Origin of the sequence: Microbispora sp. NPDC088329 (genome assembly GCF_040685655.1) — a bacterium.
Classification (GTDB): domain Bacteria; phylum Actinomycetota; class Actinomycetes; order Streptosporangiales; family Streptosporangiaceae; genus Microbispora.
In genome coordinates this window covers 1-23,049 of record NZ_JBFBIP010000037.1, presented here as the reverse complement: position 1 = coordinate 23,049, position 23,049 = coordinate 1, and the positions used below count along the sequence as shown (strand labels likewise).

General features: G+C 69.5%; 20 protein-coding genes and 2 pseudogenes. 13 read left to right on the top strand and 9 right to left on the bottom strand.

Going from position 1 to position 23,049, the window contains the following annotated elements:
- Window positions 1-65 precede the first annotated feature (65 nt).
- On the bottom strand, window positions 66-1,031 hold the full coding sequence (pfkB, locus tag AB0O28_RS38035; protein ID WP_363647552.1) for a 1-phosphofructokinase: 966 nt from the start codon (window positions 1,029-1,031) through the stop codon (window positions 66-68).
- Window positions 1,028-1,789 carry a DeoR/GlpR family DNA-binding transcription regulator gene (locus AB0O28_RS38030; RefSeq protein WP_363647550.1) on the bottom strand — a complete coding sequence of 254 codons (762 nt, stop codon included), beginning with the start codon at window positions 1,787-1,789 and terminating at the stop codon, window positions 1,028-1,030. Before AB0O28_RS38030 ends, pfkB begins: the two co-directional genes overlap by 4 nt.
- Window positions 1,790-1,999: 210 nt before the next feature.
- On the opposite strand from AB0O28_RS38030, the pseudogene AB0O28_RS38025 reads away from it, so the two are divergent.
- The 4 genes and pseudogenes from AB0O28_RS38025 to AB0O28_RS38010 all read left to right on the top strand — a co-directional run.
- Window positions 2,000-2,141, top strand: a pseudogene (locus tag AB0O28_RS38025) (sigma factor); the annotation flags it as partial.
- 112 nt (window positions 2,142-2,253) lie between these two features.
- Window positions 2,254-2,478 (top strand): hypothetical protein, encoded by a 225-nt coding sequence (locus AB0O28_RS38020; RefSeq protein WP_363647584.1) that lies wholly within the window; start codon window positions 2,254-2,256, stop codon window positions 2,476-2,478.
- Between the two features lie 27 nt (window positions 2,479-2,505).
- Window positions 2,506-3,642, top strand: a complete 1,137-nt coding sequence (locus AB0O28_RS38015; RefSeq protein WP_363647548.1) for a Rieske 2Fe-2S domain-containing protein — start codon at window positions 2,506-2,508, stop codon at window positions 3,640-3,642.
- Entirely contained in the window at window positions 3,639-5,279 is a 1,641-nt protein-coding gene (locus AB0O28_RS38010; protein ID WP_363647546.1) for a ubiquinol-cytochrome c reductase cytochrome b subunit, read from the top strand. Before AB0O28_RS38015 ends, AB0O28_RS38010 begins: the two co-directional genes overlap by 4 nt.
- An 81-nt stretch (window positions 5,280-5,360) precedes the next feature.
- On the opposite strand, the gene AB0O28_RS38005 is transcribed toward AB0O28_RS38010, so the two are convergent.
- Window positions 5,361-5,906, bottom strand: a complete 546-nt coding sequence (locus tag AB0O28_RS38005) for a hypothetical protein (protein WP_363647544.1) — start codon at window positions 5,904-5,906, stop codon at window positions 5,361-5,363.
- A 413-nt stretch (window positions 5,907-6,319) separates the two neighbouring features.
- On the opposite strand from AB0O28_RS38005, the gene AB0O28_RS38000 reads away from it, so the two are divergent.
- Window positions 6,320-6,871: a sigma factor-like helix-turn-helix DNA-binding protein gene (locus AB0O28_RS38000; protein WP_363647542.1), complete on the top strand. Its 552-nt coding sequence runs from the start codon at window positions 6,320-6,322 to the stop codon at window positions 6,869-6,871.
- Between the two features lie 44 nt (window positions 6,872-6,915).
- Here AB0O28_RS38000 and AB0O28_RS37995 read toward each other — a convergent pair whose 3' ends face one another.
- Together AB0O28_RS37995 and AB0O28_RS37990 are read right to left on the bottom strand one after the other, a co-directional pair.
- Entirely contained in the window at window positions 6,916-7,311 is a 396-nt protein-coding gene (locus tag AB0O28_RS37995) for a VOC family protein (RefSeq protein ID WP_363647540.1), read from the bottom strand.
- Window positions 7,312-7,336: 25 nt separating this feature from the next.
- Window positions 7,337-8,284, bottom strand: coding sequence for a sigma-70 family RNA polymerase sigma factor (locus tag AB0O28_RS37990; protein WP_363647538.1), 948 nt, complete (start codon window positions 8,282-8,284; stop codon window positions 7,337-7,339).
- A gap of 640 nt (window positions 8,285-8,924) precedes the next feature.
- Between AB0O28_RS37990 and AB0O28_RS37985 the strand changes: the two genes are divergently transcribed.
- The 3 genes and pseudogenes from AB0O28_RS37985 to AB0O28_RS37975 all read left to right on the top strand — a co-directional run bounded on the left by AB0O28_RS37985 (window position 8,925) and on the right by AB0O28_RS37975 (window position 11,226).
- Window positions 8,925-9,932, top strand: a complete 1,008-nt coding sequence (locus tag AB0O28_RS37985; RefSeq protein WP_363647536.1) for a winged helix-turn-helix transcriptional regulator — start codon at window positions 8,925-8,927, stop codon at window positions 9,930-9,932.
- Window positions 9,929-10,374: pseudogene (locus AB0O28_RS37980) on the top strand (PhzA/PhzB family protein). The gene AB0O28_RS37985 and the pseudogene AB0O28_RS37980 overlap by 4 nt, the downstream one beginning before the upstream one ends.
- 525 nt (window positions 10,375-10,899) lie before the next feature.
- Window positions 10,900-11,226, top strand: a complete 327-nt coding sequence (locus AB0O28_RS37975) for an antibiotic biosynthesis monooxygenase (protein ID WP_363647534.1) — start codon at window positions 10,900-10,902, stop codon at window positions 11,224-11,226.
- 820 nt (window positions 11,227-12,046) lie between these two features.
- Here the strand turns inward: AB0O28_RS37975 and AB0O28_RS37970 are convergent.
- Complete coding sequence (locus AB0O28_RS37970; protein WP_363647532.1) at window positions 12,047-12,745, bottom strand: NAD(P)H-dependent oxidoreductase; 699 nt, start codon at window positions 12,743-12,745, stop codon at window positions 12,047-12,049.
- A 220-nt stretch (window positions 12,746-12,965) separates the two neighbouring features.
- Here AB0O28_RS37970 and AB0O28_RS37965 point away from each other — a divergent pair, with 220 nt between their 5' ends.
- Window positions 12,966-14,099, top strand: coding sequence for a hypothetical protein (locus AB0O28_RS37965; protein ID WP_363647530.1), 1,134 nt, complete (start codon window positions 12,966-12,968; stop codon window positions 14,097-14,099).
- 151 nt (window positions 14,100-14,250) lie between these two features.
- On the opposite strand, the gene AB0O28_RS37960 is transcribed toward AB0O28_RS37965, so the two are convergent.
- On the bottom strand, window positions 14,251-15,498 hold the full coding sequence (locus AB0O28_RS37960; protein ID WP_363647528.1) for a hypothetical protein: 1,248 nt from the start codon (window positions 15,496-15,498) through the stop codon (window positions 14,251-14,253).
- 265 nt (window positions 15,499-15,763) lie between these two features.
- Here AB0O28_RS37960 and AB0O28_RS37955 point away from each other — a divergent pair, with 265 nt between their 5' ends.
- The 3 genes from AB0O28_RS37955 (at window position 15,764) to AB0O28_RS37945 (ending at window position 18,807) form a co-directional block, all read left to right on the top strand.
- Complete coding sequence (locus AB0O28_RS37955) at window positions 15,764-17,068, top strand: MFS transporter (protein ID WP_363647526.1); 1,305 nt, start codon at window positions 15,764-15,766, stop codon at window positions 17,066-17,068.
- A 63-nt stretch (window positions 17,069-17,131) separates the two neighbouring features.
- On the top strand, window positions 17,132-17,887 hold the full coding sequence (locus tag AB0O28_RS37950) for a class I SAM-dependent methyltransferase (RefSeq protein WP_363647524.1): 756 nt from the start codon (window positions 17,132-17,134) through the stop codon (window positions 17,885-17,887).
- 128 nt (window positions 17,888-18,015) lie between these two features.
- A complete protein-coding gene (locus tag AB0O28_RS37945) occupies window positions 18,016-18,807 on the top strand; it encodes a hypothetical protein (protein ID WP_363647522.1) in 792 nt (263 codons plus the stop codon).
- Window positions 18,808-19,047: 240 nt separating this feature from the next.
- Here AB0O28_RS37945 and AB0O28_RS37940 read toward each other — a convergent pair whose 3' ends face one another.
- Together AB0O28_RS37940 and AB0O28_RS37935 are read right to left on the bottom strand one after the other, a co-directional pair.
- Window positions 19,048-20,766, bottom strand: a complete 1,719-nt coding sequence (locus AB0O28_RS37940; RefSeq protein ID WP_363647520.1) for a GAF domain-containing protein — start codon at window positions 20,764-20,766, stop codon at window positions 19,048-19,050.
- Window positions 20,767-20,818: 52 nt separating this feature from the next.
- Window positions 20,819-21,148 carry a hypothetical protein gene (locus AB0O28_RS37935; RefSeq protein ID WP_363647518.1) on the bottom strand — a complete coding sequence of 110 codons (330 nt, stop codon included), beginning with the start codon at window positions 21,146-21,148 and terminating at the stop codon, window positions 20,819-20,821.
- A gap of 1,107 nt (window positions 21,149-22,255) precedes the next feature.
- Here AB0O28_RS37935 and AB0O28_RS37930 point away from each other — a divergent pair.
- Window positions 22,256-22,861, top strand: a complete 606-nt coding sequence (locus AB0O28_RS37930; protein WP_363647516.1) for a response regulator transcription factor — start codon at window positions 22,256-22,258, stop codon at window positions 22,859-22,861.
- The last annotated feature ends 188 nt before the right edge of the window (window positions 22,862-23,049 follow it).

Below are 23,049 nucleotides of genomic sequence, written 5' to 3'. Positions count from 1 at the left end.
GGCGAAGCGGGCGAAGCGGGCGAAGGTACTGAAGCGGGTGAGTCACCGGGGACGGTGTGGCGCGCTCACGCGCCCCCGGGCGCCGGGCGAGGGGGTGGCGTGAGCGGCCGGGCCGGGTCGGGGGGACCGATCCGGACGTGTGTGCGGTCGATGTCGGCCGGGCGGGGCATCCGGCTGCCGGGCAGCCCCACGGCGGCACCGGCCCAGGCCAGGCCCTCGGCGAGAGCCGCCTCGCCGTGGGCCCCGGCGGCGAGGAAACCCGCCAGCAGGGCGTCGCCCGCGCCCACGCTGCTGCGCGGCTCCTCGACGGCGCATTCGCCGTACCAGACCTGTTCGTCGTCCTCCACCAGCAGCGCGCCGTCGGCGCCGAGGCTGGTCAGGACCGACCGCGCGCCCATGGCGCGCAGCTTTTCGACCGCGTCGAGCACGTCGCCGACGTGGGCGATCGACGTGCCGGTGGCCTCGGCGAGCTCGTCGCGGTTGGGCTTGATCAGCGCCGGTCCGGCGTTCACCGCGGACACGAGGGCGGGGCCGCTCGTGTCGACCGCGAGGTTGATGCCGGCCTCGGCGAAGCGGCGGCACAGCCCGGCGTAGACGTCGACCGGTACGCCGGGCGGGAGGCTGCCCGAGGCGACCACCCAGTCGGCCGACCGGGCGGCGTCGAGCACGGCGCCCGCCAGTGTGTCCAGCTCGGCGGGGGTCAGCGCGGTGCCCGGCTCGTTCACCTTGGTGACCGTGCCGTCCGGCTCGGCGATCGCGACGTTGGACCTGGTCGGGCCCGTGACCGGCACGGGGATCATGTCGAGGCCCTCCGCCGACAGCAGGTCGAGGAGCCGGCGCCCCTCGTCGCCGCCGTACGGGATGACCGCGCACGACCGGACGTCGTTGGCCAGCAGGGCCCGCGACACGTTGACGCCCTTGCCTCCGGGGTCGAGGTGGGTGGCGGCCGCCCGGATGACGGCGCCGCGGGTGAGCGCGCCGACCTCGATCGTGCGGTCGAGGCTGGGATTGAGAGTCAGGGTGAGGATCATGCCCGGACCACCTCCGGTCCCGCCGCGGCCAGCGCGGCGGCATGGTCGGGGTCGAGCCCGGTGTCGGTGATCACGACGTCGATCTCGCCGAGCGTGGCGAAGCGCGCCAGATAGGTGCCGGAGAACTTCGTGTGGTCGGCCAGCAGCACGGCGCGGTCGGCGCAGGCGATCATCGCCCGCTTGATCGCCGCCTCGGCGGGGTCGGGGGTGGTCAGGCCCTTGGCCACCGAGCAGCCGTTGGTGGCCATGAAGGCCACATCGACGTTGAGCTGCGACAACTGCTGGATGGCCCAGTCCTCCACCGTCGCCAGCGTCCGGCCGCGCACCCGGCCGCCCAGCATGAGCACGGTCAGGTTGGGGCGGGTCGCCAGCGCCGTGGCCAGCGGCGGAGAGTTCACGACCACGGTGAGCTCGCGGTCCGGTGGCAGCGCCTGCACCAGCCGGCTCGTCGTGGAGCCCGCGTCGATGACCACGGCGCCGTCCTCGGGAAGTTCGGCCAGGGCGGCCTTGGCGATGCGCTCCTTCTCGGCCGTCATCACCTCGTCCCTCGCGGCGAGGGCGGGCTCGAACCCCAGGCGCTCGACCGGGATGGCTCCACCGTGCACGCGCCGCAGGACACCGGCGCGCTCCAGGGCGGTCAGGTCGCGGCGGATCGTCTCCGTCGTGACGCCGAACCGTTCCGCCAGCGTCACCACGTCGACCCGGCCGGCGTCCCGTGCCGCCCGCAGGATCTCCTGCTGCCGCTCCTCGGCGTACATCGTGTTGGTTCACCGCCGTTTCGATGTTGTTTCGTATGTGTTTATACCTGCCTATGTTGGTCGGTCAAGAGTGGCGAGCGTAACGAAACAGGCGATGTGTGGAGATTCCCTGCGTATCCGTATCTCTGGCGGCCTCGCGCCCGGCGCCCCCGTGTCACGTCTCGAGCCTTCGGCGCGTCTCTATAGGGGAGGCGGAGACAAGGAGGCCAGATGCCCGCGGTGACCGATGGGCAGCCCACACCAGTCGCCAGTTTCGAGAGCAGCCGGGATCTGCTGTTCGGGGTGGCGTACCGGGTGCTGGGCAGCGTGAGCGACGCCGAGGACATCGTCCAGGGAGGCGTGGCTGCGGTGGGACCGCGTCGCCCCGGAGGTGACCTTGTCCATCGACGGGTCGAGGGCGCGGCGAAGGTCGGCCGCCTGCTCGTATGCGGCCTGCGCCGGGTGCTGCGTCCCGCGGCGCCGCGGTGGCGGAGACCGACGACATCGGGAGCGGATTCATCGTGGACGTCAACGGCGGGCCCGCGGCACTCATCACCGCCGGGGGCGAGCCGATCGCCGTCATCGTGGTCGACGTCGATCGCGCCGCCGACCTCGTCACGCGGATCTGGATCATCGCCAACCAGGACAAGCTCGGGGGCGTCGCGGGTCGGCGACCCGGGAGGAACAGGCATATCCGTGCCGCAGGCTGACAGGCCGCGAGAGAAGCGACTTTCGTCATGACAAACAACGAGCACGAGACCGGGCAGCCGGAGCGGCGGACACCCGCGCGCGTCATCGGCACCCCCTTATCGGACACCCCCTTTTCCGACACCGTCGCGTCCGCGGTGCCGGACGCCGGCGATGAGGAGCACGGCGTTCCCGCGGTCCCCGGCGTCGTTCCGCAGGAGGAACGGAAGGCGCGCAGGGCGGAGCGGATCGCGGCGCTGTGCTTCACGCTCGCGTTCGCCGCCCTCGTGGCCTTCCTCCTGGCCTACGTCCGGTTCCAGGTCGGCGGCCTGAGCGCGACGGGCGCCTCGCACGTCGCGCTCGGCGGCACGCTGACACTGGCGCTGCTGGCGCTGGCCGCGGGAATCGTGATCTGGGTGCGCCAGATAATGCCGAAGTACGAGCTGGTCCAGCAGCGCCACCCGATGGCCTCACCCGAGGAGGTGCGGGCCGAGGTCGCCGCCACGTTCGTGCAAGGCGCCGGGGAGAGCGGCATCGTCAAGCGCCGGCTGTTGCGTCGCACGCTGCTGCTCGCGGCGGCGCCACTGGGCCTGGCCCCGCTGGTGCTGCTGCGCGACCTCGACACCAGCGGCGTGCCCGCCGCGCAGCTCCACCGGCGGCTCGGACACACGGTCTGGGGTGAGAAGACCAGGGACGGCACACCGCTTCGGCTCGTCGTCGAGGGCACCGGCCAGCCCATCCGCGCCGCCGACTTCAACTCGCCCGGCGGCATCCTGTCGGTCGTCCCGCAGGGATACGAACACGACCTGGACGTCCTGGCCAAGGCGACGGTGATCCTCGTCAAGTTCCGTCCGGAGGAGATCAAGTCCGGCACGAATCGGAACTGGACGCACGACGGCATCGTCGCCTACTCCAAGATCTGCACACATGTGGGCTGTCCCGCGGCGCTGTACGAGCAGACCACCCACCACATCCTGTGCCCGTGCCACCAGTCCACCTTCGACGCCGCGGACGGAGCCAGGGTCGTCTTCGGTCCCGCCGCCCGGCCGCTGCCGCAGCTGCCGATCGGCGTCGACGACCAGGGCTATCTCATCGCGCTGGGCGACTTCCCCGCCCCGGTCGGTCCCAGCTACTGGGAGCGCGGCGACGCGGAGGCGCGGGCCAGGGAGAACGGAGACCACTCTTGAGTGAACTGAGAACCGTGCCCGAGCGCATCGCCGGGCCGGCCACATTTCTGGACGACCGCCTGGGCGCGGGCAGCTTCGTCAGGCGCAACATCCGCAAGATCTTCCCCGACCACTGGTCCTTTCTCCTCGGCGAGATCGCGCTGTACTCGTTCGTCATCCTGCTGCTGACGGGCACCTTCCTGACGTTCTGGTTCAAGCCGAGCATGGGGGAGATCGTCTACAACGGCACGTACGCCCCCCTCAAGGGCGTAACGATGTCCGAGGCGTACGCGTCCTCGCTGAAGATCAGTTTCGAGGTCCGCGGCGGCCTGCTCATCCGGCAGATACACCACTGGGCCGCCCTGGTCTTCATCGGCGGAATGATGGCGCACGCGCTGCGGGTCTTCTTCACCGGCGCCTACCGCAAGCCGCGCGAGCTCAACTGGCTCATCGGCGTGGTGATCCTCTCCATCGCGCTGTTCGAGGGCCTGACCGGCTACTCCCTGCCCGACGACCTGCTGTCCGGCGCCGGCCTCCGGGTCACCCAGGGCGTGGTCATCGGGCTGCCCGTGGTCGGCACCTACCTCAACTTCTTCCTGTTCGGAGGCGAGTACCCGGGCGGTGACGTCATCTCCCGCTTCTACTCGATCCACATCCTGCTCCTGCCCGGCCTGATCCTGGCACTGGTCACCGCGCACCTGATCCTCATGTGGGTGCAGAAGCACACCCAGTTCCCGGGCAAGGGCCGGACCAACCGCAACGTGGTCGGCGCGCCCTTCTACCCGGCCTTCATGGCGAAGTCGGGAGCGTTCTTCCTGTTCACGTTCGCCGTGATCGCCGGTCTCGGCACGTTCGCGCAGATCAACCCCGTCTGGCTGTACGGGCCGTACTCGCCCGCCGACGTCTCCGCCGGCTCGCAGCCCGACTTCTACCTGGCCTTCCTCGAAGGGGCGCTGCGCATCATGCCTGCCTGGGAGGTCAACCTCTTCGGCACCTCACAGGCGGGCACGATCCCGCTCAGCGTGGTCATTCCCGCGCTGGTGCCTTTGGGCTTCATCGTCGTCGGAATGGCGCTCTACCCGTTCCTGGAACGCTGGCTCACCGGTGACCACCGCGAGCACCACCTCGCGGACCGGCCGCGCAACAACCCGCATCGCACCTCGATCGGCATGGCGGTCATCGCCTTCTACGGCGTGCTCTGGCTGTTCGGCGGCAATGACATCATCTCGGCGAACTTCCGCATCAGCCTCTACACGACCACCTGGGCCGGACGGATCCTCGTGTTCGTCGGGCCCGCCCTGGCCTACGCGATCACCTACCGCGTCTGCCTGGGCCTGCAGCGCTCCGACGCCGCGGTGCTCGCGCACGGCGTGGAGTCGGGGGTGATCAAGCGGCTGCCGAACGGTGGGTACGTCGAAGTCCACTCGCGGCCGGCGAAGGACATCGAGGCACACCTGCGCGGCAAGGAACCGGTGCCGGTGCTGTCGTACGACGAGACCGTGCCCCCGAAGGGGTTGCGCGGACCGCTCGGCAGGCTGCGCCTGCGGATGTCCAGGGCGTACGGAGGGGAGAAGGTTCCGCCGGTCAACGGTCATCCGCACGACGAGGACGGGCAGGCCGCACTTCCGGAGGGACAGAATCGCGCGCTGACGCGCTGACCGCTCTCGTGCGGGCGGGCCTGGAGGCGTTCCTCCGGGCCCGCACCGTCGTGATCCGGGCCGGCCCGACCCGGACCCGGATCACCGATCCCACCGCTCCGGCACCGGGTACTGCGCTTCCTGCGGGTCGGCGGGACGGATCTCGGTGAACAGCTTGAGCGTCACCGGCCGTAGCCGCTGCCATGCCTCGACCGGCCAGCGCAGGCTCACCGAGGGGAACACGGTCTCCAGCACGATCTTCAGATAGGGCCGGCCGGAATGACCGACCGGGACCTCCGTGCACAGGCCGGACACGCCCGCGGAGACCTCCCGCCTGCCCAGCCGCAGCCGGGCGTTCCCCAGAACCTGGTTCGGGGTGTCGTCGGCCTCCAGGTCGACGGACTCCCAGAAGAGCACAGGCGCCTCATCCTTCCGCAGCCGCGCCGGGTGCACCGGCAGCGGCAGCTGCAGCGTGAACCCCGCCAGGAGCCCGACAGGGCTCAAATAGAAGGAGCCGTGAAAACAGGGGAGTTCGTGCAGGAGCCGCGGCCCCTTCGACGTCGTCATCGACAGCGTTCCCTCGCTGGCGTCCATGGCGATCCGCCACGCGCTGGGATCGGTGTAGGAGGCGTCCGGAACGAAGACCATAGATGCTCACCTCGATGTGCGGACTGGGAGAGGCGGCGACAGTGGGAAGCGGAGGGGGTTCCGCCGAATCGGGCCGCCAAAAGAAAGACGTTCTCCGGGGGCCGGAACGTGACATCTGGATTGCATCGAGAATTCACCGGCCGCTCCTGTGTCACATTTCGGAGGCCGCGTTCGTCTCAATGGAAAAGACGAGAGGCGGTGTCCCGTCGGGATCGCGGCGAAAGAGAGCAAAATGAATCTGGGCGCAACGATTCCCGGGGTGTAAATTGCGGGCCAGGAACAAACCGTTGAATCGTGGGGCACAGGGCGCGTCGGCGCCGTTCCTGTAGGTGTTTCCGGCGAGCGGTGAGGGCCGGTCACGCGGACCGGTGGGGCTTGGTCCGGACGCCGGGCCGCGACTACGAGGAGGGTCTATGGAGCGCAATCCGGATTGGCTGGCCGAAGGGCGCTGCGCGTCCCAAGCGTTCGAGGAACACGCCGCGCTGCTCCACGAGGTGGGTCGCAGCATGCTCGGTGACGCCGGGGAGGCCGCGCGCGTGGTCGAGGAGACCCGGGCCCGCTGGCTGGCCGGTCAGGGTGACCGCTCGGCGGGTTCCCCGGACGCGCTCATCGGGCTGGTCTCCGTGCTGGCGCTCACGCGCCTGCGGGCCGCCCAGGCCAACGGTGAGGAGCACCTCGGTCCCTGGCTGCCGGAGCCCTTGCGCGGCGAGCCCGATCTGAAGATGGCCGAGTCGGTCTCCGCGGCCCTCTCGACCGTCCTCGGCATGCTGGACCAGGACGAGCGGACGGTGTTCATGCTGCACCACGGGTTCGGGCTCGCGTACGCCGACATCGCCTCGGTGACCGGGCTCACCGAGGAGGGGGTGCGCGGAATCGACGCCAGGGCCAAGGCGCAGGTGCGCTGCGAGGTGTCCCACGTCAAGTGGGCCGACGGCACCGAGGAAGCGGGCGGGGTGTGCATCTGAGGAAAACGCACAGTTGACCACTCGCGCCCGGTGCCGCCCGAGGCTCAGTCGCCCCGCTCCGTCAGCCCGTACAGGTTGCCGTCGTGGCCGCGGATCTGCGCCCACCGGCTCCCCGCCCGCCAAGGGGTGACCTGCGGCGCCTCGACGATCTCCACTCCCCGTGCTCGCAGGTCCAGGCGGGTGGCGTCGAGATCGTCGCAGTCGAACCAGCTGTGGGTCATCCGCCCCACACGGGCGTGGAGCGCCTCCAGGATCTCGGGCTCGACGGTGGCGAGCGCCACGCAGGCCTGCGCGCCCGGCGGGCGCACCTCCACCCATCGCCGCCCCTCCTCCTGCGGGACGTCGGCCGCGAGCTCGAAGCCGAGCGTCCCGGTGAGGAACTCCGGGGTCCTGCCCTGGTCGCTGACGTAGAGCACGGCCAGCCGCGGATTCACGATCACGACGCCTCCCGGCGGCCTTCGGTTCTCACGCGCCCTGCACGGACAGTTGGCGTGGCCCGGACGACGTGGCCACCGCCGGCGACGGGACGTTGGCGAGGCCGAGCCGGATCCCTTTCAGCCGCGCGGGATCGCCGATGACCTCGATGGACGTGATGCGATCGCCGGCGATGCCGATCTCGAGGACGAGCAGCAGACGTCCGCGCGGGGCGATCACCGCCCCCACGGCACCGTTGACGAGAGCGGGCCAGGCGAAGCGGGCCCTGCGGATGTTGGTGCGCGTCTCCTCGGCGACGGCGCGCGCGCCCTGCACCTCCGCCGGCACCTTGGCCTGCCCGCGCAGGGCCGCGTAATCCGCCCGGCGGACGACGCCGGGAGCCAGCACCGCCAGCAGGGCGTCGAGGTCGCCCGCCCTGGAGGCGGCCAGGAAGGCGTCCACCACCGCACGCTGCCTGGCGAGGTCGGAGGAGGACATGTCAGCCGTGCCGTGCACCCGGCGACGGGCGCGGCTCGCCAGCTTCTTCGCGGCCGCCGGAGAGCGTTCCACGATCACGGCGATCTCGTCGAACGGCACGGCGAACAGGTCGTGCAGCACGAAGGCGGCGCGCTCGGCGGGGCCGAGCGTGTCGAGGACCACGAGCAGGGCGAGACCGACGGAGTCGGCGAGCACCGCCTCGTCCGCCGGGTCGGCGGCCTCGTCGTGGGGAGCCAACATGTCGAGTTCGGTCAGGTCGGCGAAGTCCTCACGCCGGCGGCTGCGCGAGCGCAACATGTCGAGACAGACCCGTCCGGTGATCGTCGTCAGCCAGGCGGTCAGATTGTCGACGGAGCCGGCGTCGGCGCGGCAGGCGCGCAGCCAGGTCTCCTGCACCGCGTCGTCAGCCTCGTCCGCGCTGCCCAGCATGCGGAACGCGACACCTCGCAGATGCCCTCGGGATCGGTCGAAGTGCTCGGCCAATTGGGCCTGGTCGTTCATCGGTCACCTTTCACCGTCGCGGTTCGTCGTATGAGTGAGAGGAAGAACGCAGGTTTGACAAGGAGTCGTCGGTGCCCGTACTGATTATTATCGCCGGTTCGTTTAACCAACATGACGGCGAGGCGCACCGATGGTGGCCTCTCCGGCCGTGAGGCGCACCGGCCGGTCGCCGTCCGAGGTGCATACTATCCTCGCAGCGGCCGCTCATACTTATCGCCGTTCCGAAAATCGACGATAGCGGCTGAAATTGGCGTCCGGTGAGGTGCTGAAAGGCATGCGCCAGGGTCGGCCGTATCGTCTGGGCCCCGGGGCCCAGGCTCGTACGGCTTTCCCGTTCGGTCGTCCCCTTATGGCGGGTGACGGCTCTGTGAAGCAGGCGCTTCACGCTGATTGCGGTGCTTGAACGGCGTGTCATGGTCCCGCCTCGAGGTAGGCGGACCGATATCGAATTTGTGGGTTACTTGCCATGAATGGGCCCCCTGCGCTTTGGCGTCGCAATCACCTGGAGCATAAGCTGAGCCGCAGTTGAGCTCCTGTGAAGAAAGCGCCCCTGCCCTCGATCCTTCATAGGAAAGGTCCCGCAGTGTCACTTCACACCGCCGCCGACGCTGATCGTGTACTCGGAATTCGCCTTCCCGATGTGGCGGATCTCCGCCACCTGCCGTGGGAGATCGTCCCCGTCCGCGACCTCACGTCCTCGCTTTCGCCGCGCAAGCGGCGTGAGGACCCGGCGCACGCCCGGCTGCTCGCGGAGAAGGATCGCGCCCTCGATCCGCTCCTCGTGCACCGGCCGACGATGCGTGTCATCGACGGCGTGCACCGGTTGCGCGCCGCCGTACTGAGGGGCAGGAGCGAGATCGCGGTCCGGTTCTTCGACGGAAGCGAGGCCGACGCGTTCGTGCTGTCGGTCCGGCCCAACATGGGCCACGGATTGCCTCTGACGCTCGACGAACGAAAGGAGGCGCCCCGGCGCATCGTCGCCTCTCATCCGCACTGGTCGGACAGGGCGGTGGCAGAGAGCACGGGGTTGAGCGCCAAGACCGTGGCCGGTCTGCGGCGGCGGATCGGCGGGCAGGGGCAGCACCAGCCCAGCCGTGTCGGCCGGGACGGGAGATCCAGGCCGCTCAGCAGCGTCGAGGGGCGTCGCAGCGTGGCCGCCCTGCTGGCGGCCAACTCGGAGATCTCCCTCCGCGAGCTGTCCAGGAAGACCGGGCTCTCGGTGGGCACGGTCCGGGACGTGCGCGAGCGGCTCGACCGCGGACATGATCCGATCCCGGATCGGCTGCGCGAGAGGGAGGGGAACGGCGCCGGCTCACGGAGCAGGACGACTCCGGCCAGGGACGGGGCCGCGGCGTCCCGGGTCGTACAGCGCGTCGAGGAGTCCCGGTGCCGATGTGGAGAGAGCCAGACCAGAGGCGAGACGAGAGCGGCGGGACGTGCGGCGAGGGAGGCCAGCCAGGAAACGGCGGACGTGCTGCGCAAGCTCGCGCGTGACCCGTCTCTGCGGGCCACCGAGTCCGGGCGGCCGCTGCTGCGGATGCAGATATCTGTTGGAGGGTTCATCGTGTCAGAGACGACTCGTTTCCGGGAAGCGACGCGGAGATCGAACTCCGGAAGATCAACCGAGCGACGGTCGAGAAGTAAATGAACACCAGAGGCGAGGAACGGCTGTGGCGGCACCTGCTGTTCACCGAGGACGGCGTCGGCGGCCTGTGGACAACGACACTGGGCAACCGATCGCGATCCGCGGGCGTGACCGCCTGGGCGAGCACGCCGTCTGGTCGCTGCAGTGCTTCCCCGACTGGGGCTGGACCAACATCCAGATCTTCGAGACGCACGACCCGAACTTCTTCTGGGTGGAGTGCGACGGCGAAGGCGGCATCCGTTTCCCCGGCTACCCCGATGGAGACGGGAAGATCAAAGTGCAGCGCGAGTTCATGAACCCGTTCGAGCAGCTGCGTGCGCTGAGCATCCCCGTGCCCGAGATCAGGCGTGAGGGAATCCCCAGGTACTACAGCGGGGTCGTCGCCCTCATCGGGTGTGACGAGGACGGCCGAACCCGATCAAGGAGATCACTCCCATGTGAGTGATCACCGAGGACGGAGTGGAGCACGAACTCGACGTCCTGGTCTTCGCGCAGGCTTCGACGCCGTGGACGGCGGCTACAAGCGGACGGACATCCGCGGCCGGGGCGGCGTGACGATCCGGGAGCACTGGGAGGACGGACCCACCAGCTACCTTGGCGTGGCCACCCACGGCTTCCCCAAACCTGTTCATGGTCCTCGGCTCGAACAGCGCCTTCAGCAACCTCCCGCCCGGCATCGAGGCACAGGCGGGGTCTGCGACAGGCCACGGCGGGTTTCGGGTGGGTCCGGCGCAAACGTCGGCGCGGCATCACGCCGGCCCCCCAGCGGGATCACGCCGGACTCGCTTCCGCAGGGTGGCGAGCGGGAGCGTCCGGACGGCCGGGAAAACATCCAGCCCGCGCGCCCGCTTGCGATAGGCGGTATTTCCTGCTCTGCGTACGCGATATTCGGAGAGATGCTCGTGTTCAATCCCGATTAATCAACAATCGGCCTTGACTAGTTTGGTTCTTTGTCGGATACGATGAAGCTATGAGTGAGACAGTGATTCGGGTCGGCGATCAGGTCGCGACATTCATCAACGTCTTCGACGTCGACCCCGCGCAGCAGCAGGAACTAATCGCCATTCTCGACGAGGGCGCCGAGAAGGTCATGCAGCACCGGCCCGGCTTCATCTCGGTGAACATTCTCGCCAGCGCGGACGGCACCCGGGTCGTGAACCTCGCCCAGTGGCGCAGCCCGGAGGACATCAAGGCGACCGCGGGCGACCCTGAGGCCCAGGTCTTCGCGAAGAGGGCGGCGGAAATCGCCAAGGCGGTGCCGCAGGCATACAAGGTCGTCTCCGTCCACCACGCCTGACCAGGAACTTCCCTGTCGGAATCCAGAAGCCGGCCTGGGCCCCGGTATGGCACGCTCCGTCCCGCCTCTCGGCATTGGCGGGACGGAGCCGCGCCCGCACCCCGTAAGCGGGCTCGTGCCCGGGGTCCGGCCCCTACCACACCGCTGCGGTGCCCATTGAAGTGACGCAGAGTAGCCATGTCCGGCCCAGGGGGCGTTCTCCGCGGTGAGCTGCAGATGCTCCTGCTCGCGGCCGTCCGGGACCGGCTCGGTCCCGGCGCGGTGCGGACCGGGCTCCGCGTCGACGGCCGCAGGGTCATTGCGTTGTCGGATAGGTGCTGCTCACGGTGGTGATGAGGTCGTGGGGGCGGCGGTTGGCGGGTCGGGCGGCGCGGGCGATGTTGGTCTCGCCGTTGGTGCGGTGGTAGCCGATGGCGGTGTTCGTAGCGTGGTTCTCACCCGCTTTGCTTGCCCCACCCAGGCCACTCACCCCAGGGATTCCCAGCTCAGCGGCAGCGACCATCGACTACGCAATCGCCCTGGATCTTCCGGCGTCGCGGCGATACGAATTCGCGGACGCCGCCGGAGCGATTTTCGATATCTCACACAACGGCAAGGCATTCTGACAACATATTTACAGAATGCCGATCCGCGCCTCGACATGCGGCTCCATCCGCGCCGGTGTGGGCCCGGCGCGGCTTTCCGCTTCGGACTCGACGGTGCGGAACCGTCTCCCGTCCGTTCGTGTCTCTGCTTCTCATTCTTAAGACGATTCGCGCCGCGGAAAGGTGACATGCCACGGGCCCGTGGGTGGTGTCCGCCGCGGGGCGGACACCACCGCTCATCCGAGGCCGCTACAGGCCCGGCGGGCCAGCTCGGACACGGCGGTCCGCGCCGCGGCCAGCGAGTCCGCCGCCAGGGGCTTGAAGTGAGCAAGGGTGGGCACGTCCGAGGCCCGGGTCATCTCGGCATGGACGAAGTGCAGGTTCTCCGGCGCCACGCCCAACTCGGTGAAGTACGCCCTCAAGTAGGGCGTCTGGAAGTCGAAGTCCTCCCGTGGTGTGCCCGGCGCGTAGCAGCCGCCGCGGGCGGTGACCACCACCACATTCGTCTCCCGGAGCAGCCGGTTCCCCGAGCCAGGGTCGACGAACGCCCCCGGGAAGGTCACCCGGTCGATCCACGCCTTGAGGGACGCGGGCACGGAGAAGTTGTACATCGGGACGCCGACCAGCACCGTCTCCGTGGCGCGCATTTCTTCGATCAGCGGCAGGGTCAGCGCCCACTCGCGCTCCTCGGCGGGGCCGGCGGTCATCTCCGCCACCTTCGGCAGCGGTACCGCCCCGTGCCTCTCCACCCGGATGCCGAGGGAGACGAAGGCGGGGGAGACCAGCGGGACCGGTTCGGCGGCGAGGTCGCGGTACCGGTACCCCGCGCTTCCATGAAGACACCGCCACGTGTCCGCGTAGAACGCCGTCAGCTGCCTGGTGACCGAGTCGCCGCAGCCGCTGGCGCTGGCGTCCATGTGAAGCAGGGACGTCACGCGCTCACCCCCGGTCGCTGCGAGTGCATCGCGAGCTCCTCTCTCGATACTGTCCGTCATCATCTATGACGCCGCGTGTTCGACGGAGGTGACCGGTCACGGATGCGAGGGCGCTCGGTCCCGGCGGAGGACGTGGTGCCGCGCCTGCGAGTAGGGTGCTGAGCCCGTGACATCGCATTCGGATCCGCGCGTGCGTCCGTCGGGACCGGAATGGATCGAGGTGCGGCGACGCCTGAACGGGCACCGGCACGAGCTGGCCGTGGCGGCGGAGCGGCTCTATCCCGGAGTGGCGAGGGCCGGATCGACCCGCCTGCTCATCCGGGACGGCTGGATTCCGGCCACGCCGCTCGACCTGCGCGAGGTGCGGCTCCGCTGGGTGGAGGACGCTCCCGCCGCCGACGTCACGGGCCGGGAACCGGAGGCGGCGGCCCTGCTGCCGGAGGGCGCCGGCGCCTACCCGGACGCGCTGGGGACTTTCGCCCGTCCCCGGCTTTTTGAGGACCGCACCTGCTACCGGCTGCTGGAGGTCGCCTGGCCGGAGCTGACCTTCACCCGTGCGCGCTACTTCGACGGCGTGAGCGTGGGGGAGGCGGCCGCCCACGAGTTCGCCGCCCACGAGTCCGCCGCGTCTGAGGGTGGGCAGCCGCCGCCGTTCCGCGCGCTCGTGGGCGATCCCACCGATCTGCGCCGCCGGCCCGCGCTCTGCGCGATCTCGACGCTGACGCTGCGCCACGACCGTCGTACGGAGGAGACGTCGTTCGTCCTGCACTGGCGCGACGCGGCCCGGGTGGCGCACGGCGGCGGGTTGTTCCAGGTCATGCCGGTCGGGGTCTTCCAGCCCGCGTACGAGTCCGCGGGCGCGGAGAAGGCCGACCTCGACCTGTGGAAGTGCGTGGTCCGCGAGTACGCCGAGGAGTTCCTCGGGCGGGGGGAGGAATATGGCGACGGCTTCGACTACGAGAGCTGGCCGCTCTACCGGCTGCTGACGGACGCCCGTGCGGACGGCCGCGTGCGCTCCTTCATGCTGGGCGTGGGGGTCGATCCGCTGACCTTCGCGACCGACTTCCTCACGGTGACCGTGCTGGAGGCGGAGACGTTCGACGCCGTCTTCGGCGAGGTCGCCGCCTCCAACAGCGAGGGACAGGTCGTGGGCCGCGTCCCGTTCGACGCGGGGACAGTGCGGCGCTACGTCCGTCATGAGCCGATGCAGGCGGCGGGCGCGGCCGTGCTGGACCTCGCCTGGCGGCACCGCGAGGCTCTCCTTCAGTCACACGCACGTCGTCCCCGCCTGCCGATCAGGCAGAGGGGGAGCTCAGCGGAAGCTCCGCCTGGCGGTCCCTCCGAGAGAGGGTGACCCTCGGACCGGCTCCGCCGGGCAGCGCGTCACTTGTCGCGCGCGTGTGATTGACGCATGTCTCTTGTGTCCGGCGCGGGCCGCGACGCCGCCGCGCACCGGCGTGCGGCTCCCGGACGGCGTCGCGGCGACGGGCCCCTGCGCAGGGCCGTCAGTAGCCGTAGCGGCTCTTCAGGTGCCGCCAGACGTCGCGCAGCATCCACGCGTCGAACTCGGTGATCGACGTGGCGGAGCCCGCCTTCATGAGGAAGCAGCACTGCCCGGACGGGGTCCAGTCGTAGAAGTCGTCCAGGCCGAAACCGTGCCCGATCTCATGGAGGAGGATGTGGATGTCGTCGCTGTCGAGGTTGTCCACCAGATACTCGCTGCCGACGCGCTGTCCCCAGGCGCCGCCCATGCCGCCGGTCATGCCCTCGGTGAGCCACAGCGACATGTCGTAGTGGTGGGAGGCGCCGCCGGGGCAGTCGGGATAGGTGCCCGACGGGTTGAACAGGCGTCCGCACGGCTCGGCGCACTGCGGCGCGTCCTCGCGCAGGTCGCCGACGTACACGTCCACCGAGTCGTCGCTCCACTGCAGGGTGGCACGGTCGCGTACGGCCCAGCCGACCACCTTCACGGGCACCTCGGCGTACGGCCAGCCGTTGTGACCGGCCATCACGTCCATCCACTTCTTGAACGACCGGGCCAGCGCGGCGTGGATCTTGTCGCGCAGCTCCACCGAGACCGGGGCGCTGGAATCCCAGCGGACGCAGTAGTTGACGCTGCCGCCGTTGGCGATGATCTGGTCCCAGGCGTAGTCGCGGAAGCCGTACAGGCCGGGGTTGGTGGACTCGACATGCCGCCAGACCTCGTCGAGCGGCGCGGCCATGGCGGCGGGCGGGCTCCACCCGCTCTGAAGGCCGGTGGCGTCGGCGAACGCCTTGATTTCGAGCAGGCCGACCGAGGCCCGGCCGCTGCGCAGGACGACGCGCAGCCGGGTGGTGGTGACGGCGGGGAACGTGACGGTGTTGTAGGTGTCGGCGGCGGTGGGATAGGAGGCGGGGATGTCCACGTACGCGGCGCCGTCCCAGCTCTGGAGCTTCCACGATGCCGGGAGCCGGACGCCGCCTCCGTCGTCGAAGAAGTAGACCTGCACAGAGGAGACCGCCTGGGCGGACGGCCAGGTCAGCAGGGCCCACTGCTCTCCGGCGTCGGGCCAGGTGCCCCAGCGGCGGTTCCGCGTGTCGTCGGAGCGGTCCGGGTCGATGCCGTCGTTGACGGCGGCCACGTTCTCCCAGGGAGAGGTGTAGGAGGCGGAGGCCGTGGCCGACGGGGCCACGTTCGCGGTGGCGGCGTCGGCGCGCGCGGGCGTCAGCAGGAAGCCTGTGACCAGCGCGAGAACGGCGAACAGTCGCCTCATACTGTCTCCTTCGCGGCGCGGTAAGCGTTCACCGGCCGCTGTCCGGGGGGTGTCGTGCTGTGGAGCGGAAGTGCTCCACGAGTTTTTTCTGTCACAAATGGGGTGTCAAGCCCCCATTTAGGACGATGTAGCGGCGCGAGGCATCGACGCCGCCAGGAGGAGCCGCAACATCGACGACAACCCGGTGGATTTCGGAGAGAGTCGCTGATCCTAGGATGAGCCGGTGGTTTTGAGGATGAAGCAGCGATGACCGGGATGACGTCGCGTGGATGACGGAGCGGTCAGGGACGACACGACACCGGAGCATCTGGACACCGTCGCGGCGCCGGAGGACGACACCGCGCGCGGGGGCCCTGCGGTGCAGCCGCGAAGCCGCACCATCTGGACAGGCCGCCTGGCGGTCGCCGCCCTGGTGCTGGCCGCGCTCAATCTCCGGCCCGCGGTCACCAGCCTCGGGCCCGTGCTCGAAGAGGCCCGTGCCGCCCTCGGGATGAACGCGACCGTCGCCGGACTGCTCACGTCCGTACCGGCCGTGTGCTTCGCGCTGGTCGGCTCGGCGGCCCCTCGCCTGGCCCGCCGTCACGGACCGGACGGCGTCGTCCTGGCCGGGATGGCGGCGGTCGCGGCCGGGCTCGCCCTGCGCCCCTTCGTCGCGAACACGCCCGTCTTTCTCACCCTGAGCGGTCTCGCACTGGCCGGGATCGCGGTCGCCAACGTGCTGCTGCCCGTCGTGGTCAAGCAGCGCTTCCCGGACAGGGTCGGCATGATGACGGGCCTGTATTCCATGGCCCTCAACCTCGGCGCCTCGACCGCCGCGGCCGTCACCGTTCCGCTCGCCGGCGCGTTCGGCGGTGACTGGCGTGCCGGTCTCGCAGCCTGGGCCGTCCTCGCCGCCGTCGCACTGCCGCCCTGGCTCGCCCTCGTCCGCGACGGCCGGGGGCCGATCGAGCGGCAGGCCGGGCGATCGGCGGGCGGGGAGGCCGCCGCGGAGGCCGGGGCGCGCGTCCGGGTCGCCCGCAACCCGACGGCCTGGGCCCTCGCCGTGTACTTCGGCCTCCAGGCCACCTCCGCGTACGTGATCATGGGCTGGCTGCCCCAGATGTTCCGCGACTCCGGGCTGTCGGCGGAGACCGCCGGTCTGCTGTTCGCCCTCACCTCGGTGCTCGGCGTGCCGCTGTCCTTCGTGCTGGCCGCCGTCGCCGGGCGGCTGCGGGACCAGAGAGGCATCGCCGTCCTGCTCGGAGTGTTCGGGCTCGCCGGGTATGCCGGACTGTGGGCGGCTCCCGCCGCCGCGCCCTGGCTGTGGGCGGTGCTGCTCGGTGTGGCCAACTGCTCCTTCCCGCTGGCCCTCACGATGATCGCGATGCGCGGCCGGGACGGTGCGACGGTGATCCGGTTGTCCGCCTTCGCGCAGAGCGCCGGCTACCTGCTGTCGATCCCCGGCCCGATCCTGGTCGGAGCGCTCTACCAGCACACCGGCGGCTGGCGAGCGCCGCTGGTCTTCGTGGTGTTCCTCATGCTGCCGCAGATCGCGGCCGGATACGTCGCGGGCCGCGATCGGCAGATCTGACTGTCGAGCTTTCTGGGGAAAAATCACTGGATTCCGCCGTACGCCGATGACGATCCTTGGGGGATGCAGCAGGAGGACATCTGGAATGCCGACGCCGCCCGGCGTTACGACACCCCGGGCACAGGAATGTTCGCTCCGGAGGTCCTCGGGCCGGCGGTCGAACGCCTCGCCGGACTCGCGGGCGACGGGCGGGCGCTCGAGTTCGCCATCGGCACCGGGCGCGTGGCAATCCCGCTCGCCGAGCGTGGGGTGCCGGTCACCGGGATCGAGTTGTCGCGTCCGATGATCGACCAGTTGCGTACGAAGGCGGACGAGGAAACGATCCCCGTCATCGTCGGCGACATGGCGACCGCCGTAGCTCCGGGGGAGTACACGCTCGTCTACCTCGTCTACAACACGATCTCCAATCTGCTCACCCAGGCCGAGCAGGTCGCCTGCTTCCGCAACGCCGCCCGCCACCTGGCACCCGGCGGCCGCTTCGTGATCGAACTCTGGGTGCCCGAGTTGCGCAAGCTCCCGCCGGGTCAGCAGGCCGTGGTGTGGCATCACGAGCCCGGATATATCGGCCTGGACACCTACGACGTTCTGCGGCAGCAGATCGTGTCGCACCATTTCCGATTCGACGAGAGCGAACACGCACGGCTGTATCGCAGTCCTCATCGGTACATCTGGCCGGCCGAGCTCGACCTCATGGCCCAGCTGGCCGGGTTCGAGCTGGAGAGCAGGCACGCGGACTGGGCCGAGACCGAATTCACCGCCGAATCACGTTCGCACGTGTCCGTCTATCGCATTCCGCCCAGCCGCATCGCGTCGGAATAAGGACGATCGCCGGACCCGATACGCGCATTCGACCGTGACGATCCGCCCTTCGCACAAGGGGCGAAGCGCGGACGAGTGGCAGTGCCGCTCCTGGCGGCAAAGGGAGAGCCCCGCGAGGCGACCACCTCGTGGGGCAGGCGGGTCCGGCAGGTTCGATGTGCGGTTATCCGGTCCTTGCTGCTGTTGCTGTCTCACTCTCCCTGCTGCTGATGCCGCTACCGGGGTTCGCGGACCTGCCGACGCTCTTCCACGCGTCAGTCCATGCGGCCGCGTTCTTCGAATCGGCCCCGTTCGCGGCCGCGTTCTTCGAATCGCCCGCGGCCGCGTTCTTCCATGCGCCCGCGTTCCTCACGGCCTCGTTCGCGGCCGCGTTCTTCGAATCGTCCGCGTTCGCGGCCGCGCTCTTCGAATCGTCCGCGTTCGCGGCCGCGTTCTTCGAATCGTCCGCGTTCGCGCCCGCGTTCCTCACGGCCTCGTTCGCGGCCGCGCTCCTCGAATCGGCCTCGTTCGCGGCCGCGCTCTTCCATGCGCCCGCGTTCGCGGCCTCGTTCCCGGCCATAGTGGCCGTACTGACGGTGGCGCTCCCGGCCACGACACCTACCTCCGGGGCAGGGCTGTGCGGGGCTCTGCGTGACCTGCGCGGTGCTGCCGGCGGCATAGACCGGCTGCGTCTGCATAGTCACCGGGACGATGAGGGCCGACGCTGTGATCGCGCCAGCAGCCAGTGCTTCTTTGAGCATGAGTATCACTCCGTCGACTCCGTGACTGTCGCCGGGGAACACCCGGATACACGGAGCGCGAATCGATCCATCGAACCTTGGATCCAGACCCTGATTTCCACGCTAGAGGTAACAAAAGGTCCCGTCACCCAGGAATGCGCAAACAACCGCTTTTCGCAACAAAAAAGGCGGTCAGTATGAGTTATTGCAGGAGCATTTTCGTGCCCCGGCACTCCCTTTACGTGGGTCGCTCAAGGCCTTCCACATCATTGGGACGCATTGGTTGTGATCGCACATCACCGGCCGCAGCCCGTCTCCGGCACCTCACGGTTCATTACAGTGGATCGCTGACCGAGACCGCGCGGGTTCTCGAGGTTGCCGTGACCGAGGTGAAGGAAGCGGGTTCGGGGCGTGTCCTGCATTCGAGGGAGCATGAGGTGATCAGCCCAGCGGGACGGTCCATTCGAGGCGGGCGCCGCCGACGTCGGGGGAGGTGAGGGCGAAGGCGCCGCCGAGCCGTTCGGCGCGGTCGGCGAGATTGCGCAGGCCACTGCGGCGGCCCTCAACCGGGATGCCGACGCCGTTGTCCTCCACCACGAGGGTCAGCCGCCCGTCGCCGGCCTGGACGCTGACGTCGGCGCGGCTGGCTTTGGCGTGGCGGACGAGGTTGGACAGGGCCTCGCGGAGGACGGCGAGCAGGTGCTCGGCGACTTCGGCGGGCACCTCGTTGTCGAGCCGGCCCTCCAGGCTCAGGCCCGGCATGAAGCCGAGGTGCCCGCGGGCGCCCTCGACCAGGTCCACGACCTGGGCGCGTAGGCTGGGCGCGGCCTCCTCGCGCGGCGTCTGCAGCGCGAAGATGGTCGAGCGGATCTGCCGGATCGTGGTGTCCAGCTCGTCGATCGCGCTCTGCAGCCGCGAGGAGGCCTCCGGCCGCTCGACCAGGCGCACCGCGCTCATCAGTGTCATGGCCACCGCGAACAGCCGTTGGATGACCACGTCGTGCAGGTCTTTGGCGATGCGGTCACGGTCTTCCAGCAGGCCGAGCCGTTCGGCGTCGCGGCGGACGTCGGCCAGCTCCAGCGCGACGGCCGCCTGCCCGGAGAACGCGTGCAGCATGCGCAGCTCCGACTGGCTGAACGGCATCCGTCCCGAGCGCCTGACCAGCGCCAGCACGCCGCGTACCGCCTCCGCGGCGCCCAGCGGCACGGCGGCCGCCGGTCCCACCGGCTGATCGTCTGCCCAGACCAGATGCGCCTGGCTCTGATCGAGATCGTCCAGCATCAGTGGTTCCCCACCCAGGAACGCCCGGCCCGCGAGGGATCCTTCGACCGCGACCTCGTCGTCGACGAGACGTACTCCCGGACGCCCGTGCTCGGTGAGCGCACCGTCCTGCAGCGCCACGCGCAGAACGTCGTGGTCGTGGTTGGGGAGCAGGATCGCCACCGCGTCGGCGTCGGCCATCTCACGGGCGCGCCGGGCGATCAGCGTGAGCACTTCCTTCGATTCGGCGCCGGACAGCAGCCGGGTGGTGATGTCGGAGGACGCCTGGAGCCAGGTCTCCCGGCGGCGGCTCTCCTCGTACAGGCGCGCGTTCTCGATGGCGACGCCCGCGGCGGTGGCCAGGGCGACGACGACCGCCTCGTCGTCCTCGTCGAACTCCCCGCCCCCGCGTTTCTCGGTCAGGTAGAGGTTGCCGAACACCTCGTCGCGTACGCGGACCGGCACGCCGAGGAAGCTGCCCATCGACGGGTGGCCGGGCGGGAAACCGTACGACTCGGGGTGCCGGGAGATGTCGGCCAGCCGCAGGGTTTGGGGTTCCTTGATCAGCAGGCCGAGCAGGCCGAGCCCGTGCGGCCAGTGCTCGATCCTGGCGATCTCCTCCTCGCTCAGCCCCACCGGCACGAACTGGACGAGCGTGTTCTCCTCCCCGATCATGCCCATTGCCCCGTACGTCGCGTCGACCAAGGTGGTGGCGGTCTCCACGATGCGCCGCAGCACCGTCTCCAGGTCCAGGTCACTGCCGATCGAGACGACCGCCTCCAGCAGCGCGTGCACCCGATCCCGGGTGGCCAGCACCGTCTGCAGGCGCGACTGCAACTCGGCCAGCAAATCGTCCAACCGCATGCTGGGGATCAGAGAACCGGGCTCCTTCTCCGTCATGGTACGCAGTTTCGCATCGACCACACGCCGGTGCCCACCTCCGGGGAGGCCGTCACCGGCGCCCGCGAGCGGAACAGGGCGCGGCCACGTGCGCCACCACCGCCTCACCGCGAACGACACGGCGGTACGCCTCGCGGGCAGTGGCGCGGATGTGTTCCGGAAGTGCGCAGGTGGTGGGGCGGATGGACACGTAGATGTGCACCATCCCGTCGACCTCCGCCAGCCGCACGTCGTCCACCGCTTCGGTGAACGCCTCCTGCAGGGCCTGTCGCACGGTGCGTCGTGCGATCGGACCGGTCACCGGGTCCCGGTCCTTTTCGTCTGCCTGTTCGCCTTCCTGGCCCCGGGGGATCGGAGGGGGATCGGTGCTCAGAGTCGTCATGACACAACCGTCCCGCCGATCGCCCCGCGCGGGGCAGGGCCGAAGGTCCCCAGCCCTCGCGACGGTCGTCGTTTCCGGCCGGCGATCCGCTCACGGCAAGTCGATGAAGCCGGGCCGATGCCGGGCCGCTCGCCGACCGATAGTGACGGACAAATAACCGAACGTATCGGCCGTCCTGCATATCGGCGGGGTGCTCAGCAGCCTCTCCTAAGGGTGGAGTATCTGTTCGGCGTGCTGTGCGCTGGGTATTGAGATTGGCTTTTCGTACGCGTATGATACAAGTAACACTACAGCCGAAACGTGAATGCTTGCCGGAAGGCGCGTACCTTCCCGGATCATCCGATGATGGTTTCGAGATAAGGCTGACGTTGACGCGTTGGTCGGGAAGGCACGCCCGTGCCGCTCACGTTAGTGTGCAACTTTCAGGTTGACCACCATAACGGTATGGCGGGCGCCTGTTTCGCCGGCGAGCGGGGCGGTCACGATGACCGCCCGGTCGTGCCCATCGGCTCGCACCGGCCGCGGAAGATCCTCGCGGCGGCCGGCGCGATCGAGGTCGGGGGCATGTCTGTGCACGACACGCTCGCCGGCGAGGCGGCGGGCGAACGCCGGCGGCTCTCCTCGGTGATCCCGCGTCTGCGAGGAACCGCGAATCGGCGAACCGCACTTGTGCGACCCGGTGAACGTGCATGTCGCGCCTGGCCTGGCGTGGTTCCTCGGCCCGGCTGCGGTCCCGTGCATGCCGGTGAGCACCACGTCTGGCCGAGCAGTGGAAGCCCCGGCGATGTGCGTCCGCGGTTGGTGGCCTGCCTGCGGCGGACCGCGTCCGCCTGCCGGCCGTCCGCCCGGGGGCCCACGGCGCTCACGCCGGCATCCGGCCGGGCCGGCGCGAACCGTGCCTGCCGGGCCGATCGGAATGCACCCCGTCGTGAAGGAGGCCCCGATAGCCGATTGACAATCTCGATCCGCGGGTCTTGACAGCTGCTCGACGGCGTGGGAGTCACATCTGGAGGAGGTCGATCGTAAATCAATTCGTCATGGTAAGCGAGCCGCGCATTGCGACCCGATTGCGCGGTCCTACTGAGATGAATTACGGGGAGGATTCACGTGCAAGTCGATGTCATGGTGTCCGACGAACTGCAACTGTCCCGTTTCGCGCTTACCGCGTTGCTTGAGCGAAGCGAGGCCATTCGAGTCGTCGGAGCAGCGGGCAGCAGCCTTGACGCACTGGAGTTCGCCGAGACGCATCGGCCGGACGTCACGATCATCAGCTTTGAGGGCGCGGACAATGACGCGATCGCGATCGCCGAGAAGATCGCGAGCCTTCCGGGGTGCCGGAGTCTGCTGCTCGCCACGGCGTTCAGCAGGACCGTCGTCCGTCAGGCCTTCAGCAGCGGGATCGACGGCATGGTGCAGCGGAGCGCTCCGCCGCGCCAGCTCTTCGACGCCATTCACCGGGTACACCAGGGAGAGCGGGTCTTCGACCCGGAGCTGACGGTCGCCGCGCTGGCCAACGGGGGTTGCCCGTTGACCCTGCGGGAGCTCTCCGTTCTCGAGTACGTCGCGCAAGGTGACACGGTGACCGAGATCTCGGCGCGGTTGCATCTGTCCGAGGGGACCGTGCGCAACTACCTGTCGTCCGTGGTGGCGAAGCTGGGTGCGCGCAACCGGATAGACGCGTTACGGATCGCCCAGAGCGCACACTGGATCTGAATATCGCGATTACCGCATTCAGGCATGCGGTGGTCGTGCAAGATTTCAGTCTGCAATGACGGCGTCAAAGGGTGTTGAACGCGCCGATGCGCTTCCACGGCACCGGCATGAGGATCGTCGCGGAGACGGTCCGCGTGTGGCTTCGGCCGAGGGCGTGCGGGGGGGGTAGGGCCAGGGCACAGCCGCCA

Coding starts and splice junctions, on each gene's coding strand:
- pfkB (WP_363647552.1), bottom strand. CDS start 1,031: ATGATCCTCACCCTGACTCTCAATCCCAGCCTCGACCGCACGATCGAG.
- AB0O28_RS38030 (WP_363647550.1), bottom strand. CDS start 1,789: ATGTACGCCGAGGAGCGGCAGCAGGAGATCCTGCGGGCGGCACGGGAC.
- AB0O28_RS38015 (WP_363647548.1), top strand. CDS start 2,506: ATGACAAACAACGAGCACGAGACCGGGCAGCCGGAGCGGCGGACACCC.
- AB0O28_RS38005 (WP_363647544.1), bottom strand. CDS start 5,906: ATGGTCTTCGTTCCGGACGCCTCCTACACCGATCCCAGCGCGTGGCGG.
- AB0O28_RS38000 (WP_363647542.1), top strand. CDS start 6,320: ATGGAGCGCAATCCGGATTGGCTGGCCGAAGGGCGCTGCGCGTCCCAA.
- AB0O28_RS37990 (WP_363647538.1), bottom strand. CDS start 8,284: ATGAACGACCAGGCCCAATTGGCCGAGCACTTCGACCGATCCCGAGGG.
- AB0O28_RS37975 (WP_363647534.1), top strand. CDS start 10,900: ATGAGTGAGACAGTGATTCGGGTCGGCGATCAGGTCGCGACATTCATC.
- AB0O28_RS37960 (WP_363647528.1), bottom strand. CDS start 15,498: ATGAGGCGACTGTTCGCCGTTCTCGCGCTGGTCACAGGCTTCCTGCTG.
- AB0O28_RS37950 (WP_363647524.1), top strand. CDS start 17,132: ATGCAGCAGGAGGACATCTGGAATGCCGACGCCGCCCGGCGTTACGAC.
- AB0O28_RS37940 (WP_363647520.1), bottom strand. CDS start 20,766: ATGACGGAGAAGGAGCCCGGTTCTCTGATCCCCAGCATGCGGTTGGAC.
- AB0O28_RS37935 (WP_363647518.1), bottom strand. CDS start 21,148: ATGACGACTCTGAGCACCGATCCCCCTCCGATCCCCCGGGGCCAGGAA.